This is a genomic window from Streptomyces sp. XD-27, from assembly GCF_030553055.1.
In the GTDB taxonomy this organism is placed as follows: Bacteria; Actinomycetota; Actinomycetes; order Streptomycetales; family Streptomycetaceae; genus Streptomyces.
Genome location: NZ_CP130713.1, coordinates 2681125 through 2698850 on the forward strand (window position 1 = coordinate 2681125; position 17726 = coordinate 2698850).

Genomic DNA, 17726 nt, shown 5'->3' on the forward strand with positions numbered 1-17726 from the left:
CGGCACGTCAGGAGATCCCGAATTCCTTGCCGATGAAGTCGAAGAGGTCGTCGTCCGTGGCCGATGCGATCTCGTCGGCGACATCCGCGGCGTCTTCCGGTCCTTGGTTGGCATGGTTGTCATGGCATTGGGCGAGCAGGGCCTGTAGGCGCGCGGCGATCCTGCCCCGGTCCTCGTCGTCCGGATCGGCGGCCGTCAGCTGGGCCTCCAGCCGGTCGAGTTCGGCGAGCAGTCCGGTCACGGCGGCCGCGGCGTCCGGGGCGAGCTCGTCCGCCAGGAACCGCACCAGCACGGCCGGTGTCGGGTAGTCGAAGACGAGCGTGGCCGGGAGCCGGACGCCGGTGGCCGCGCCGAGCCGGTTGCGCAGCTCGACCGCCGTCAGCGAGTCGAAGCCGACCTCGCTGAACGAGCGGGCCGGGTCGACCGCTTCGGGCCCGGGGTAGCCGAGTACGGCCGCGACCTGCGCGCAGACCAGCTCCCGCAGCACGTCGTCCCGCTCGGTGGCGGCGAGTCCGGCCAGCCGGTCCGCCAGCGCGCCCGCGCCGGCGGCGGCCGCCGCGGCGGACTCGGCGGCCCGGCGCACCGGGACCCGCACCAGGCCGCGGAAGAGCGCCGGGAGCATGCCGCTGCCGGCCTGGGCGCGCAGGGCGGCCAGGTCCAGCGGCAGCGGAACGAGCAGCGGCTCACCGGCGCGGACGGCGGCGTCGAACAGCTCGACGCCCCGCTCGGCGGTGATGGGGACGACGCCGCCGCGCCGGATCCGGCCGATCTCCGCCTCGTCCAGCTCACCGCCCATGCCGCCCTCGGCCCACAGGCCCCAGGCGAGGGAGGTGGCGGTCAGGCCGTGTTCCGTACGGTGCTGCGCCAGCGCGTCCAGGAACGCGTTGGCGGCGGCGTAGTTGCCCTGGCCCGGGCCGCCGAAGACGCCGGCGGCGGAGGAGAAGAGCACGAACGCCGACAGGTCCAGGTGGCGCGTCAGCTCGTGGAGGTGCCAGGCGGCGTCCACCTTCGGCCGCAGGACGCGGTCGATGCGCTCCGGGGTCAGTGCGTCGATGACGCCGTCGTCCAGCACGCCGGCCGTGTGGACCACGCCGGTCAGCGGGCGGTCGGCCGGAATGGCGGCCAGGACGGCGGCCAGCGCGTCCCGGTCGGCGACATCGCACGCCGCCCACGACACGTCGGCGCCCGCCGCGGTCAGTTCGGCGGCCAGTTCCCCGGCGCCGGGCGCGTCGCCGCCGCGGCGGCTCACCAGCAGCAGGTGCCGCACCCCGTGCTCGGCCACGAGGCGCCGGGCCACCAGACCGCCCAGCGCGCCGCTCGCGCCGGTGACCAGCACGGTGCCGTCGGCGGTGAAGACGGGCGTGGGCGTGCCGTTGGGCGTGGAAGCGGGCGTGGGCGTGCCGTCTGCCATGGAGGCGGATGCCGCCGCACCGCTGGCCGTGGAAGCGGGCACGGCCGTGGGGGCGGGCGCGGCCGTGCCGCCGTCCACCGCGGCCCGGGCCAGCCGGGGCACGAGGACCACGCCGTCGCGGACGGCCGCCCACGGCTCCCCGGCCGCCAGGGCGGCGGCCACCGCGTCCAGCGGTTCGCTCCGGTGGTCGATGTCCACCGTGACGACGCGGTCCGGGTGCTCCGCCTGCGCGGAGCGCACCAGGCCCAGCGCGGCAGCGTCCGGCAGGGACGTCACGGGGTCGCCGGGACCGGTGCTCACCGCGCCGGAGGTGAGGACGACCAGTCGGGCGTCGCCGAACCGGTCGTCGGCCAGCCAGCGCTGGAGCAGGGCGAGCGTGTCGGCGGTGGCCCGATGGGCCGCGTCCGGCACCGCCGCGCCGCCCACGGCGGACGGGGCCACGAGCACGTATTCCGGTGCCGGCGCGCCGGACGCCAGCGCCTCGGCCAGCGCCGCCAGGTCGGCGTAGGCAGAAGGCTTGTTCCCCAGCCCCGCCCCTTCCCGCAGCTGGGGCTCCGCCCCAGACCCCAGGGGGCCGGCGGGCGAAGCCGCCTGCCGGGCGGCGGAGCCGCGTGGCGACGCCACGACCGCCCAGCGGCCGGACGGGACCGTGTTCGGCGTCGGCACCGGCGCCCACTCCACCCGGAACAGCGCGTCGTCGACGCCACCGCCCCGGGCCGCGCCCAGTTGTTCCGGGGCCACCGTGCGCAGCGCCAGGCTCTCGACGGAGGCGACGGGCGCGCCGGAGGCGTCCGCGAGGTCGAGCCGCACGCTGCCGTTGCCGGTGGGCGAGAGCCGTACGCGCACGGCGGCGGCGCCCACCGCGTGGAGCGACACGCCGCTCCACGAGAACGGCAGCCGTCCCCCGCCGTCCGCGCTCTCCTCGGCTGCGGCCAGTCCGAGGGCGTGCAGCGCGGCGTCCAGGAGGGCCGGGTGCAGGCCGAATGCCTTGGCGTCGGCCGCGGCGCCGTCGGGCAGCCGGACGTCCGCGTACGCCTCGTCGCCGCGCCGCCAGGCGGCGGTCAGCCCCTGGAAGACGGGCCCGTAGTCGAAGCCCGCCGCGGCCAGCCCCTCGTAGAGGCCGTCGACACCGATCGGCTCGGCGTCGGCGGGCGGCCAGGCGCTCAGGTCGAACGGGGCCGCTGCCGCGCCCTCGACCAGCGCGCCGGTCGCGTGCCGCAGCCACGGCTCGTCGGCCGGGGCCTGCTCGGCGCGGGAGTGCAGGGTCAGCGCCCGGCGCCCGGTGGCGTCGGGCCCGGCGAGGGCGAGCCGCAGCTGGACGCCGCCCCGCTCGGGCAGGATCAGCGGTGCCTCCAGCGTCAGTTCGTCCAGCCGGTCGCAGCCGGCCTGCTCACCGGCGCGCAGCGCCAGCTCCACGAACGCGGTGCCGGGCAGCAGCACGGTGCCCATGACCGCGTGGTCGGCCAGCCAGAGGTGGGTCTGGAGGGACAGTCGGCCGGAGAAGACGAGCCCGTCGGTGCCGGGCAGTTCCAGTGCGGCGCCGAGCAGCGGGTGCCCGGCCGCGTGCAGGCCGATCGCGGCCGCGTCGCCGCCGACCGGACCGGCGTCCAGCCAGAACTCCTGGCGCTGGAACGGGTACGTGGGCAGGTCGACCCGGCGCGCCCGGCGTCCTTCGTAGTACGCGGCCCAGTCCGGGGACGCGCCCCGCACATGCGCCCCGGCCAGCGCGGACAGCAGGGTCTCGGGCTCGGGGCGGCCGCCGCGCAGCACGGGCAGGAAGGCCGCGCCCTCTCCGGTCACGCACTCCTGCGCCATGGCGGACAGCACACCGTCCGGACCCAACTCGACGTACGTGGTGACGCCCTGCGCTTCCAGCGCCCGTACGCCATCGAGGAAGCGGACCGTCTCGCGGACGTGCCGGACCCAGAAGTCGGCTGTGGTGATCTCCTCGGCGGAGACGACGGCGCCGGTCAGACCGGACACGATCGGGAACTTCGGCGCGGCGTACGTCAGCCCGCGCGCCACCTCGCGGAAGGCGTCGAGCATGCCGTCCATGTGCGGGGAGTGGAACGCGTGGCCGACGGTCAGCCGCTTGGTCTTGCGGCCGTCGGCCTCGAAGCGCGCGGCGATCTCCAGGGCCGCGTCCTCGTCGCCCGCGATGACGACGGACGACGGGCCGTTGAGCGCGGCGATGTCCACCCTCTTACCGAGCAGCGGACGGACCTCGTCCTCCGACGCCTGGACGGCGATCATCGCGCCACCGGCCGGGAGTTCCTGCATGAGGCGGCCGCGCGCCGCCACCAGCGCGCACGCGTCGTCCAGGGACAGCACCCCGGCGACATGCGCGGCGGCCAGCTCGCCGACGGAGTGCCCGGACAGGAAGTCAGGGCGCAGGCCCCAGGCTTCCACCAGGCGGAACAGCGCCACCTCGACCGCGAACAGCGCGGGCTGGGTGAAGCCGGTCCGGTCCAGCAGCGCCGCGTCGCCGCCGAACAGCACCTCCCTCAGGGGCCGTTCGAGGTGCCGGTCCAGCTCCGCGCAGACCGCGTCGAGCGCCTCGGCGAAGACGGGATACGTCTCGTACAGCTCACGGCCCATGCCGAGCCGCTGGCTGCCCTGGCCGGTGAACAGGAAAGCGGTCCTGCCCTCGGTGACCGAGCCCTGGGTCAGCGCGGCCGTCTCGCGGCCCTCGGCCAGGGCGTCGAGACCGGCGACGAAGCCGTCCCGGTCCCGGGCGACGAGCACCGCGCGGTGCTCGAACAGCGCGCGCGTGGCCGCCAGCGACCAGCCGACGTCCGCCGGCGACGGCGCCGGTTCGGCGGCGTCGAGGTGGGCGCGGAGCCGGGCGCCCTGGGCGCGCAGGGCCTCCGGGGTCCGGGCGGACAGCACCCACGGCAGCGGGCCGGACGCGCCGGAAGAGTCGGCGGACTCCCCCGGTGCCTCCGCCGCGACGCCCGGCGCCCGTTCGGTCGAGCCCTGTTCGCCCGGGGCCTGTTCGGCCGGGGCCCGTTCGGTCGAGCCCTGTTCGATCGGGGCCTGTTCGCCCGGGGCCTGTTCGCCCGGGGCCTGTTCGATGATGGCGTGCGCGTTGGTGCCGCTCATGCCGAACGAGGAGACGCCGGCGCGGCGGGCCCGGCCGGTCTCCGGCCAGGGCCGGGCCTCGGCCAGCAGTTCCACGGCGCCCGCCGACCAGTCGACATGCGACGACGGCGCGTCCACGTGCAGGGACCGCGGCAGCAGCCCGTGCCGCATGGCCAGCACCATCTTGATGACGCCCGCGACACCGGCCGCGGCCTGGGTGTGGCCGAAGTTGGACTTGATGGAACCCAGCCACAGCGGCCGGTCCTCCGGGCGTTCCCTGCCGTACGTGGCCAGCAGCGCCTGCGCCTCGATCGGGTCGCCGAGCGTCGTGCCCGTGCCGTGGCCCTCCACCGCGTCCACATCGATGGACGTGAGGCCCGCGTTGGCCAGCGCCTGGCGGATGACGCGCTGCTGGGCCGGGCCGTTGGGCGCGGTCAGGCCATTGCTGGCGCCGTCCTGGTTGACGGCTGTGCCGCGTACGAGAGCGAGCACCTGGTGTCCGTTCCTGCGGGCGTCCGAGAGCCGCTCCACCAGGAGCATGCCAACGCCCTCGCCCCACGCGGTGCCGTCTGCCGCCTCGGCGAACGGCTTGCAGCGGCCGTTGGCGGCCAGCCCCCGCTGGCGGCTGAACTCCGTGAACACGTCCGGGGTGGTGATGATCGTGACACCGCCGGCCAGGGCGAGCGAGCACTCGCCGTTGCGCAGGGCCTGGGCGGCCAGGTGGAGCGCGACCAGCGACGACGAGCAGGCGGTGTCGACGGTGACCGCCGGGCCCTCGAAGCCGAAGGTGTACGACACCCGGCCGGAGGCGATGCTGCTGGAGCCGCCGGTGCCCAGGTACCCCTCGACGCCGTCGGGGACGGTGTGCAGCCGCGACACGTAGTCGTTGTGCATCTGTCCGACGAACACGCCGACCGGCTTGCCGCGCAGTCCCGCCGGGTCGATCCCGGCCCGCTCGAACGCCTCCCAGGACGTCTCCAGCAGCAGCCGCTGCTGCGGGTCCATGGCCAGCGCCTCGCGCGGGTTGATGCCGAAGAACGCCGGGTCGAAGTGGTGGGCGTCGTAGACGAAGCCGCCTTCGCGGGCGTACGAGGTGCCGGGCCGGTCCGGGTCCGGGTCGTACAGCGCCTCGACGTCCCAGCCGCGTTCGGCGGGCAGGTGCGCGATGCCGTCGCGGCCCTCGGCGAGCAGCCGCCACAGGGCCTCGGGGGTGTCCGCGCCGCCGGGGAACCGGCAGCTCATGGCGACGATCGCGATCGGGTCCTCGTCGGCGCCCTGGGTGGCGCCCGCCGCCTCCGCCGGGAGTTCCGCCGCCTGGGAGCCGAGGAGTTCGTCGCGCAGGTATCCGGCCAGCGCCGTGGGCGTCGGGTAGTCGAAGACCAGGGTGGCGGGCAGCCGCAGCCCGGCGGCGGCGCCGAGCCGGTTGCGGAACTCCACCGCGGTCAGCGAGTCGAAGCCGAGGTCCTTGAAGGCCCGGCCCGCCTCGACCGCGTCGGGCGAGGCGTGTCCGAGCACGACGGCCACCTGGGTGCGGACCAGCTCCAGCAGGGTCTGGTCGCGTTCGGCCGCGGGCAGCCGCAGCAGCCGGTCCAGCAGCGACGACGCGTCGGCGGCGGGCCCCGCCCCGGCGGTGCGGCGGGCGGGAACGCGCACCAGGCCGCGCAGCAGCGCGGGCACCATCGACGCGTCCGCCCCGCGCAGCGGCGCCAGGTCCAGCCGCATGGGCACCAGCAACGGGTCGCCCATCCGGTGGGCGAGATCGAACAGGTCCAGGCCCTCCGCGGAGGACAGTCCGAGCACGCCCGAGCGGCTCATCCGGGCCGTGTCGGTGCTGTCCAGCTCGCCGGTCATGCCGCTGGCCTCGGCCCACAGGCCCCAGGCGAGCGAGGTGGCGGGCAGGCCGCGGGCGTGCCGGTGCCGGGCCAGGGCGTCCAGGAAGGAGTTGGCCGCCGCGTAGTTGGCTTGCCCGGCGCCGCCGAAGGTGCCGGCGGCGGAGGAGAACAGCACGAACGACGCCAGGTCGAGGCCCTGGGTGAGCTCGTGCAGGTTGACGGCCGCGTCCACCTTGGGGCGCAGTACGCGGGCCAGGCGCTCCGGCGTCAGGGCGCCGACGACGCCGTCGTCCAGCACACCGGCGGTGTGCACGACGGCGGTGAGCGGGTGGTCGGCCGGGATCGCGGCCAGGGCGGCGGCCAGCGCCTCCCGGTCGGCCGCGTCACAGGCCGCGATGGTCACCTCGGCGCCCAGCGCGGTCAGTTCGTCGCGCAGCTCGGCCGCGCCGGGGGCGTCCGGGCCGCGCCGGCTGGTCAGCAGCAGATGCCGGGCGCCGCGCACGGTCACCGCGTGCCGGGCGACCAGCCCGCCGAGGGTGCCGGTGCCGCCGGTGATGAGGACCGTGCCGTCGGGGTTCCACTCGGCGGGCACGGTGAGGACGACCTTGCCGACGTGCCGGGCCTGGCTCAGGTGGCGGAAGGCGTCGGGGCCTGCCGCAGGTCCCACGCGGTGATCGGCGGCGGGGTCAGCGCGCCGCGCGCGAACAGCTCCAGCAGTTCGCGCAGCATCTCCTGGATCCGGTCCAGGCCCGCCTCGGTGAGGTCGAACGCCTGGTAGGAGACGCCGGGGTACTGGGCGGCGACCTCCTCCGGCGCCCGGACGTCGGTCTTGCCCATCTCGACGAACCGGCCGCCGCGCGGCAGCAGCCGCAGGGAGGCGTCCACGAACTCGCGGGCGAGGGAGTCCAGGACGACATCGACGCCGCGCCCGCCGCTGGCCGCGCGGAACGTCTCCTCGAAGGCCAGGTCGCGGGAGGAGGCGATCCGGTCGTCGGGCAGGCCGAGCCCGCGCAGGGTGTCCCACTTGCCGGGGCTGGCCGTGGCGTACACGTCCACGCCCCAGTGGCGGGCCAGTTGGACGGCGGCCATGCCGACACCGCCGGCGGCGGCGTGCACCAGCAGCGCCTCGCCGCCCTGGAGCCCTGCCAGGTCGCGCAGCGCGTAGTACGCCGTCATGAAGACGATCGGCACCGACGCCGCCTCGGCGTACGTCCAGCCGTCGGGCATGGGGACGATCATGCGGCGGTCGGCGACCACCAGCGGCCCGAACCCGCCGGGCAGCATGCCCATGACGCGGTCGCCGGGCGCCAGGTCGGTGACCCCGGGGCCGACCTCCAGGACGACACCGGCGCCCTCGCTGCCCATCAGCCCGGCATCGCCGGGGTACATGCCCAGCGCGTTGAGGACGTCGCGGAAGTTCAGCCCGGCGGCCCGGACCGCGACCCGCACCTGCCCGGCCTCCAGCGGCGCGGCGGCCTCCGGGCACGGCACCAGGGTCAGGTTCTCCAGCGTGCCCTTGTCCTCGATGTCCAGGCGCCAGGCCGGGTCGCCCGCGGGCGGCACGAGGGGTCCGGCGGGCGGCACCAGGGGTCCGGCGGCGGGGACGCGGGCCAGCCGGGGCGCGTGGACGGCGCCACGGCGCACCGCGCACTGCGGCTCCCCGGAGGCGAGCGCGGCGGCCAGCGTCTCGTACGAGCCCTGGTCCCCGTCGAGGTCGGCGAGGACCAGCCGGTCAGGGTTCTCCGACTGCGCCGAGCGCACCAGGCCCCACACGGGGGCGTGCGCCAGGTCGTGGATGCCGGCGTCGGCCTGGGTGGCGACGGCGCCGTGGGTGACGAGCACGAGCCGGGAGGCGGAGAACCGGTCGTCGGCCAGCCACGCCTGGACCAGTGCCAGCGACTCCGTCACGGCGGCGTGGATCGCTCCGGCCACCGCGTCGCCGTCCGTCGTGCCCTGGCGGAAGGCCAGGACGTACGGGGGCGGCTCGGCGCCCGCGTTCACGGCGGCGCCGAGTGCGGCCAGGTCGGCGTACGCGGTGGTCACGGCGGCGGAGGTCAGCGCGGCGGGCGCGTCGCCCAGCACCGCCCACCCCCCGGCCTCGGCGGTCCCGGACACCGGAACGGTGGCCCAGTCCACCCGGAACAGCGACTCATGGTGCGTGGCGGCGGGCCCGCTGAGCTGTCCGGCCGAGACCGGGCGCAGCGCCAGGTGCTCGACCCGGGCCACCGGCGCGCCGGTGCCGTCGGCGAGCTCCAGCGCCACGCCGTCGGCCCCGGCCGGGGCGAGCCGGACCCGCAGCGCCCCGGCGCCGACCGCGTACAGGGACACGCCGCTCCAGGAGAACGGCAGGCGGCCCTGCTCGTCCCCGCCCTCGCGGGCGAAGCTGCCGTGCAGCGCGGCGTCCAGCAGCGCCGGGTGCAGGCCGAACTGCCCGGCCTCGGCGGTGCGGTCCTCCGGCAGCTCGACCTCGGCGAACACCTCGTCGCCGCGCAGCCACGCGGCCCGCAGGCCCTGGAACACCGGCCCGTAGGCGAAACCGCCGTGCGCCAGGTGCTCGTACAGGCCCGTCACGTCGGCGGGTTCGGCGCCCGGCGGCGGCCACTCGGTCAGGTCGAAGGCGGGCCGCGGGCCCCCGGCGGCGAGCACACCACTGGCGTGCCGGATCCAGGGCGTCCCCTCGGGCGCGTCCTCCGCCCGCGAGTACAGGGCCACGGTGCGGAGCCCGGATCCCTCGGCAGACCCGACGACGACCTGGAGCTGTACGGCGCCCTGCTCGGCCAGGACGAGCGGGGCCTCGATGGTCAGCTCTTCGAGGTGGTCGCAGCCGACCTGGTCCCCGGCGCGGATCGCCAGCTCCACGAAGGCGGTACCGGGCAGCAGGACGGTGTCCATGACGGCGTGGTCGGCCAGCCAGGGGTGGGTGTCGAGCGAGAGCCGCCCGGTGAGCAGGAAGCCGTCGGAGTCCGCGAGCGGCAGGGCGGCACCGAGCAGCGGGTGGTCGGCCGGGCCGAGCCCCGCCGACACCACGTCGCCGACCCAGCCCGCGGGCGTCTGAAGCCAGTAACGGCGGCGCTGGAAGGCGTAGGTGGGCAGCTCGACGCGCTGGGCGCCGGTCCCGGCGAAGTACGCCGTCCAGTCCACGGGCACGCCACGAACGTGCGCGCGAGCGAGGGCGGCGGTCGCCGTCTCGGCCTCGGCCCGGTCCTTGCGCAGCACGGGTACGAAGGCGGCGTCCTCGCCGGTCACGCACTCCTGCGCCATTGCGGACAGGACCCCGTCCGGGCCGAGTTCGACGTACGTGGTGACGCCCTGCGCTTCGAGCGTACGTACGCCATCCAGGAAGCGGACCGCCTCGCGGACGTGCCGGACCCAGAAGTCGGCGGTGGTGATCTCCTCGGCGGACACCACGGCGCCGGTGAGGTTGGAGACGATGGGGATACGAGGAGCCTCGTACGACAGCCCTTCCGCGACCTCCCGGAACGCCTCCACCATCCCGTCCATACGGGGCGAGTGGAACGCGTGGCTGACGGCCAGCCGCTTGGTCTTCCGGCCGTCAGCCTCGAACCGCGCCGCGATCTCCAGCGCCGCATCCTCGTCACCCGCGATGACGACCGACGTCGGGCCGTTGAGCGCGGCGATGCTCACCCGATCGGAGAGCAGAGGCAGTACCTCGTCCTCCGACGCCTGGAGCGCGATCATCGCGCCACCGACGGGCAGCTCCTGCATCAGACGGCCACGCGCCGCCACCAGCGCGCACGCGTCCGACAGCGACAGCACACCCGCCACATGCGCGGCGGCCAGCTCGCCGATCGAGTGTCCGGACAGGAAGTCGGCCCGCAGGCCCCACGCCTCGACCAGCCGGAACAGCGCCACCTCGACCGCGAACAACGCGGGCTGCGTGTACACCGTCTGATCCAGCAGCCCGGCATCCTCACCAAACAGGACATCCTTCAACGGCCGTTCGAGATGCCCGTCCAGCTCCGCGCAGACCGCGTCCAGCGCCGCCGCGAAGACGGGGTAGGCGTCATACAGCTCACGGCCCATCCCCAGCCGCTGACTCCCCTGACCGGTGAACAGAAACGCCACCTTGCCGTCCGCCACCGAGTCCTCGACCAGGCCCGGGGCGGGCTCCCTGGCAGCCAGTGCCGTCAGGCCCGCGATGAGCGCGTCCCGGTCCTCGCCGGTGACCGCCGCGCGGTGGTCCAGTGCGGTGCGCGTCGTGGCCAGCGCGTAGGCGATGTCGGTGACGTCCTGCTCGGGCCGGTCCGCCAGGTGGGACCGCAGTCGCTCGGCTTGGGCGCGCAGGGCGTCGGCGCTCTTGCCGGACAGGGTCCACGGCAGTGTCCCGGCCGTACGGGGCGCGGCGTCGGGCCCTTCGACGGGGGCCGGTGCGGGTTCCGGGGCCTGTTCGATGATGGTGTGCGCGTTGGTGCCGCTCACGCCGAACGAGGAGACGGCGGCCCGGCGCGCACGGCCGGTCTCCGGCCACTGCCGCGCCTCCGTGAGCAGCGACACCGCGCCCGAGGACCATGCGACGTGCGGGGACGGCTCGTCGACGTGCAGCGTCTGCGGCAGGACGCCGTGCCGCATGGCCAGCACCATCTTGATGATGCCCGCGACACCGGCGGCGGCCTGGGTGTGGCCGATGTTGGACTTCACCGAGCCGAGCCACAGCGGCTGGTCGGCGGTCTTCTCCTTGCCGTACGTGGCCAGCAGCGCCTGCGCCTCGATCGGGTCACCCAAGGTCGTGCCCGTGCCGTGCGCCTCCACCGCGTCCACATCGGTGGCGGTCAGGCCCGCGTTGGCCAGGGCCTGGCGGATGACGCGCTGCTGGGACGGGCCGTTCGGGGCGGTCAGGCCGTTGCTGGCCCCGTCCTGGTTGACGGCGGTGCCTCGGACGAGGGCCAGCACCTGGTGGCCGTTCCGCCGCGCGTCCGACAGCCGCTCCACGAGCAGCATGCCGACGCCCTCGCTCCACCCCGTGCCGTCGGCCGCGGCCGCGAAGGACTTGCAGCGCCCGCTGGTGGACAGGCCGCCCTGGCGGCTGAAGTCCACGAAGGTGTCCGGGGTGGCCATGACGGTGACGCCGCCGGCCAGGGCCATGGTGCATTCGCCGTTGCGCAGCGCCTGCGCCGCCAGGTGCAGCGCGACCAGCGACGACGAGCACGCCGTGTCGATGGTCACGGCAGGGCCTTCGAGCCCGAAGGTGTAGGCGATACGGCCGGAGGCCACGCTGCCCGCCGTGCCCGTGCCCAGATAGCCCTCCAGGCCCTCGGGCAGGGCGGCGAGCCGGGACAGGTAGTCGTGGTACATGACGCCCGCGAAGACGCCGGTCCTGCTGCCGCGTACGGTCGCCGGATCGATCCCGGCGCGCTCGAAGACCTCCCAGGACGCCTCCAGCAGCAGCCGCTGGTGCGGGTCCATGGCGAGGGCTTCGCGCGGGTTGATCCCGAAGAAGTCCGGGTCGAACTCGCCCGCGTCGTACAGGAAGCCGCCCTGGCTGGTGGTGCTGGTGCCCGCCTGGGCGGGGTCGTCGCCGTGGAGGGCGTCCAGCGGCCAGCCGCGGTCGGTCGGGAAGTCGCCGATGGCGTCCACGGCGCCCATGACGAGCTGCCACAGCTCCTCGGGGCTGGTGACGCCGCCCGGGTAGCGGCAGCTCATGCCGACGATGGCGATCGGCTCATCGTCGACAGCGGCGACCGTGGTGACCGGGGCGGTGGCGGCGTCGTCGGCCTGGTCGCCGAGGATCTCGGTGCGCAGGAAGCCCGCGAGGGCGGTGGGCGTCGGGTAGTCGAAGACCAGGGTGGCCGGGAGCCGTACGCCGGTGACGGCGCCGAGCCGGTTGCGCAGTTCGACGGCCGTGAGGGAGTCGAAGCCCAGTTCCTTGAAGGCGCGCGCCGCGCCGACGGCCTCCGGGCCCGCGTAGCCGAGCACGGCGGCGACCTGGGCGCAGACGATCTCCAGCAGCAGCCGGTCGCGTTCGGCGGCGGCCAGGCCGAGGAGGCGTTCCGCGAGGCCGCCGGCGGGTGCGGCACCGGCCGCCGCCACGGCGCGGCGGCCCGGGACGCGCACCAGTCCGCGCAGCAGCGCGGGCACCATGCTCGCGTCCGCCTGCCGCAGCGGCGCCAGGTCCAGGTGCATCGGTACGAAGGCGGGGTCCCCGACGGCGAGCGCGGTGTCCAGCAGGGCCAGGCCCTCGGCGGAGGAGAGAGCGGCGACTCCGGCGCGGGTGATGCGCTGGATGTCGGTGTCGGCCAGGTCGGCGGTCATGCCGCTGCGCTCGGCCCATAGGCCCCAGGCGAGCGCGGTGGCCGGGAGGCCCTGCGCGGCGCGGCGCTGGGCGAGCGCGTCGAGGAAGGCGTTGGCGGCGGCGTAGTTGGCCTGCCCGGGTCCGCCGAGGGTGCCCGCGGCGGCGGAGAACAGCACGAAGGCGGACAGGTCGCTGTCCTGGGTGAGGTCGTGCAGGTTCAGCGCCGCGTCGACCTTGGGGGGCAGGACGCGGTCGATGCGCTCCGGGGTCAGCGAGTCGATGACGCCGTCGTCGAGGACACCGGCCGTGTGGACGACGGCGGTCAGCGGATGCTCCGCCGGGACGGCGGCCAGGACGGCGGCCAGCGCCTCGCGGTCGGCGACGTCGCAGGCCGCGAGGGTGGCTTCGGCGCCCAGCGCGGTCAGGTCGTCGCGCAGCTCGGCCGCGCCGGGCGCGTCGGCGCCGCGGCGGCTGAGCAGCAGCAGATGCCGTACACCGTGCTCGGCGACCAGATGCCGGGCCACCAGGCCGCCGAGCGTGCCGGTCGCACCGGTGACCAGGACCGTGCCCTCGGGGTCGAGAGACGGGAGGGCGTGAGCGGGGTCGGCGGCCACCCGGGCCAGTCGCGGTACGACGACCGTTCCGGCGCGTACGGCCAGTTGCGGTTCTCCGGCGGCGAGCGCGGCGGGCAGGGCCCGGTACGACGCTTCCTCGCCGTCCACGTCGAGCAGGACGAAGCGGTCGGGGTTCTCCGACTCGGCGGAGCGCAGCAGGCCCCACAGTGGGGCATGGACCAGGTCCGCGACGTCGGCGTCGGCGCCCGTGGCGACGGCCCCGCGGGTGGCGATGACGAGGCGGGAGCCGGAGAAGCGGTCGTCGGCGAGCCAGCGCTGTATGAGTCCCAGGGCACGGTGGAGCGCGTCCCGGACGGCGGCGGGCAGGTCGGCCCGGTCCGCGGCCGCGGCCGCGGCTGCGGCTGCGGCGTGTGCGGGGGCGGCGGCGCGGGCCACGTCCGCGGTGTCCGCAGGGGCGGCGCCGGCCGTGGCGTACGCGCGGTCGGGCGATTCCGCGAGGCCAGGCGCGCCCGCGCGGTTGGGGGCGTCCGCGGCGGGGGCGCCCGCGAAGGCAGACGTGCCCGCGGGGTCGGTGGCGCCCGCGGGGTCGGTGGCGCCCGGCGTCTCCGCCGGGTCCGCCGTGTCCTGGGGGCACCTCCCAGCAGCCGCGCTGGGGGAGAAGAACGGCACCACGACCGCCCCCGGCAGCGGCGCCCCGGCGGCCACCGCCTCGCCCAGCGCGGTCAGGTCGGCGTACGTCGCGGCGGTCGGCAGTGCGACGGCCAGGTCCGGCGCGGTGTCGCCGATGACGGCCCACTGGCCCGCCGTGACCGTCGTCGTCGCCGGGGTCGGCGCGGCGGTCCACTCGACCCGGAACAGCGCGTCGTGGAAGGTGTCGCGGGCGGCGTGCACCTGCTCCGGGGAGACCGGGCGCAGCAGCAGCCCGTCCATTGAGGCGACCGGAGCGCCTGACTCGTCGGTGACGAGGACGGCGACCGTGTCCTGACCGGCGGGTGACAGCCGGACCCGCAGGGCGGTGGCGCCGACGGCGTGCAGGCTGACGCCGCGCCAGGAGAACGGCAGGCGGCCGTGCTCGGTGTCCTCCAGCAGGTCGCCGATGCCGACGGCGTGCAGGGCGGCGTCCAGCAGCGCCGGGTGCAGGCCGAAGCGTCCGGCCTCCTCGCGGGCGCTCGCGGGCAGCCGTACCTCGGCGTACACGTCCGTGCCGTGCTGCCAGGCCGCGGTCAGGCCCTGGAACACCGGCCCGTAGGCGAAGCCGGACCCGGCGAGGACGTCGTACAGGCCGTCGACGGGGACCTCGGTGGCGCCGGGCGGCGGCCAGGCGCCGCCAAGGTCCGCCTGGGGCGCACGGGCCCCGGCGGCGAGCACACCCGTGGCGTGGCGGGTCCATTCGCCCTCGCCCCAGCTGCCGTCGGCGGCGTCCTCCAGGCGGGAGTGCAGGGTCAGGGTGCGGCGGCCGGTGGCGTCCGGCGCTCCGACGGCCACCTGGAGCTGCACGCCGCCGGTCGGGGGCAGCACCAGCGGCGCTTCGAGGGTGAGTTCTTCCAGCATGTCGCAGCCGACGTGGTCCCCGGCGCGGACGGCCAGCTCCACGAAGGCGGTGCCGGGCAGCAGGACGGTGTCCATCACCGCGTGGTCGGCGAGCCAGGGGTGGGTGTGCAGCGAGAGGCGGCCGGTGAACAGGAATCCGGCGGCGTCGGCCAGCGAGACGGCGGCCCCCAGCAGCGGGTGGTCGGCGGAGCCGAGCCCGGCGGAGGTGACGTCGCCGGTCCACGGGCCGGGCGGCTCGGGCCAGTACAGCTCGCGCTGGAAGGCGTACGTGGGCAGCTCGACGCGGCGGCCGCCACTGCCGTCGAGGACGGCGCCCCAGTCGACGCGGGCGCCGTGGACGTGGGCGTGGGCCAGCGCCGTGGCCAGCGCGGTGGGCTCGGGGCGGTCGCCGCGCAGGACGGGCGCGAACACGGCGCCGTCGGTGGCGACGCAGTCCTGGGCCATGGCGGACAGCACGCCGTCCGGGCCGAGTTCGAGGTACGTGGTGACGCCGTACTCGGCGAGGCGGCGGGCGCCGTCGAGGAAGCGGACCGTCTGGCGGACGTGCCGCACCCAGTAGTCGGGCGAGCAGAGGTCGGCGGCGGCGACGGAGTCGCCGGTGAGGGTGGAGACGATCGGGATGACCGGCGGGTGGTAGGCGACTCCCTCGGCGACCTGGCGGAACGCGTCGAGCATGCCGTCCATGTGCGGGGAGTGGAACGCGTGGCTGACCGTCAGCCGCTTGGTCTTGCGGCCCTGGGCCGCGAACGACGCGGCGATCTCCAGTGCCGCGTCCTCGTCACCGGCGATGACGACCGACGTCGGCCCGTTGATCGCGGCGATGCCCACCCCGTCGGTGAGCAGGGGCAGCACCTCCGCCTCCGACGCCTGGAGCGCGATCATCGCGCCGTCGGCGGGGAGTTCGTCCATCAGCCGGCCGCGGGCGGTCACCAGCGTGCAGGCGTCTTCCAGGGACAGCACCCCGGCGACGTGGGCCGCGGCCAGTTCGCCGATGGAGTGGCCGATCAGGAAGTCGGGCCGGACGCCCCAGCTCTCCAGCAGCCGGAAGAGCGCCACCTCGAGGGCGAAGAGGGCGGGCTGGGTGTAGCCGGTGCGGTCCAGCAGCTCGGCCTCGGCCGAGCCGGGCCCGGCGGACATCACCTCGCGCAGCGGCCGCGGCAGGTGCGGGTCGAGCGCGGCGCACACCTCGTCCAGGGCGCGCGCGAAGACGGGCACGGCCGCGTACAGCTCACGCCCCATGCCGGGGCGCTGGCTGCCCTGGCCGGAGAACAGGAACGCGGTCTTGCCGTCGCGGACTTCGCCTCGTACCAGGCCCGGTACGAGGTCGGTGGCAGCGTCCTCGTCGGCAAGTGCCGCCAGAGCGCTCAGCAGTTCCTCGCGCGGGGTGTCGCCGGTGAGGACCACGGCCCGGTGGTCGAGGGCGGAGCGGGTGGTGGCCAGGGAGTGGGCGAGGTCGACCGGGCGCGGCTCCGGGTGGCCGGTCACATGTGCGGCCAGCCGCTGGGCCTGCGCGCGCAGGGCCTGGGGGCTCTGCGCGGATATCACCATGGGCAGCAGCCCGCCCAGCCCTGACCAGCCGTGATCGTCGGCCGCGGCCTCGGGGGCGGCCTCGGGGGCGGCCTCGGCTGGGGCCTGCTCGATGACGGTGTGCGCGTTGGTGCCGCTGACGCCGAAGGAGGAGACACCCGCGCGGCGCGGCCGGCCGGTCTCCGGCCACGGCCGGGCCTCGGTCAGCAGCTCGACGGCGCCCGCCGTCCAGTCGACGTCGGACGACGGGGCGTCGACGTGCAGGGTCTGCGGCAGGACGCCGTGTTCGATGGCCTTGACCATCTTGATGATCCCGGCGACGCCTGCGGCGGCCTGGGTGTGCCCGACGTTGGACTTGATCGAGCCCAGCCACAGCGGCCGCCCGTCGGGCCGGTTCTGCCCGTAGGTGGCCAGCAGGGCCTGGGCCTCGATGGGGTCGCCGAGGCTGGTGCCGGTGCCGTGCGCCTCGACGGCGTCGACCTGGGCGGGGGTCAGCCGGGCGTCGGTGAGCGCTTGGCGGATGACGCGCTGCTGGGACGGGCCGTTGGGCGCGGTCAGGCCGTTGCTGGCGCCGTCCTGGTTGATGGCGGAGCCGCGCACGATGGCCAGCACCGGGTGCCCGTTCGCGCGGGCGTCGGAGAGCCGCTCGACGAGCAGCATGCCGACGCCCTCGCCCCAGCCGGTGCCGTCGGCGCCGTCGGCGAAGGCTTTGCAGCGCCCGTCGGGGGCCAGGCCGCGCTGGCGGCTGAAGTTGACGAACGCGCGCGGGCTGTTCATCACGGTGACGCCGCCGGTCAGGGCCAGCGAGCACTCGCCGTTGCGCAGCGCCTGCACGGCCAGGTGCAGGGCGACCAGCGACGCCGAGCAGGCGGTGTCGACGGTGAGCGCCGGGCCCTCCAGGCCGAAGGTGTAGGAGATCCGGCCGGAGATGACGCTGGCCGCGTTGCCGGTGAGCAGGTACTGCTCGACGCCCTGGGGCAGGCGGTGCATCAGCTCCGGGTAGTCCTGGCCGTTGGTGCCGATGAACACCCCGGCCTTGCTGCCCCGCAGTGTGGCCGGGTCGATCCCGGCCCGTTCGAAGACCTCCCAGGAGGTCTCCAGCAGCAGCCGCTGCTGCGGGTCCATGCCGAGGGTTTCGCGCGGGCTGATCCCGAAGAACGCGGCGTCGAACCGGCCCGCGTCCGCCAGGAACCCGCCCTTGTCGGTGTAGCTGGTGCCCTGCTGGTCGGGGTCGCTGTCGAACAGCGCCTCGACGTCCCAGCCGCGGTCGGTGGGGAAGTCCCCGATGGCGTCGCGGCCGCCCGCCACGAGCTCCCACAGGTCCTCCGGAGACGCGACGCCTCCGGGGAACCGGCAGCTCATGCCGACGATCGCGATCGGTTCAGGATCCCGCGACTCGGCCTCGCGGAGCCGCTGCCGCGTCTGGTGCAGATCGGCCGTTACCCGCTTGAGGTAGTCGAGGATCTTGTCCTGATCCGCCATTGGAGTCTCACCCATGC

2 protein-coding genes are annotated in these 17726 nt (G+C 75.7%); both read right to left on the bottom strand.

Translation table 11 applies throughout. The annotated features are described in order from the left end of the window. Positions 1-7 precede the first annotated feature (7 nt). Positions 8-6991, bottom strand: coding sequence for a type I polyketide synthase (locus tag Q3Y56_RS11700; RefSeq protein WP_304461891.1), 6984 nt, complete (start codon positions 6989-6991; stop codon positions 8-10). Beyond that, entirely contained in the window at positions 6952-17724 is a 10773-nt protein-coding gene (locus tag Q3Y56_RS11705) for a type I polyketide synthase (protein ID WP_304461892.1), read from the bottom strand. The genes Q3Y56_RS11700 and Q3Y56_RS11705 overlap by 40 nt, the downstream gene beginning before the upstream one ends. Between the last annotated feature and the right edge of the window lie 2 nt (positions 17725-17726).

Bases quoted from the DNA above. Each gene is read 5' to 3' on its own strand.
- Q3Y56_RS11705 (WP_304461892.1), bottom strand. From the start codon at position 17,724: ATGGGTGAGACTCCAATGGCGGATCAGGACAAGATCCTCGACTACCTC.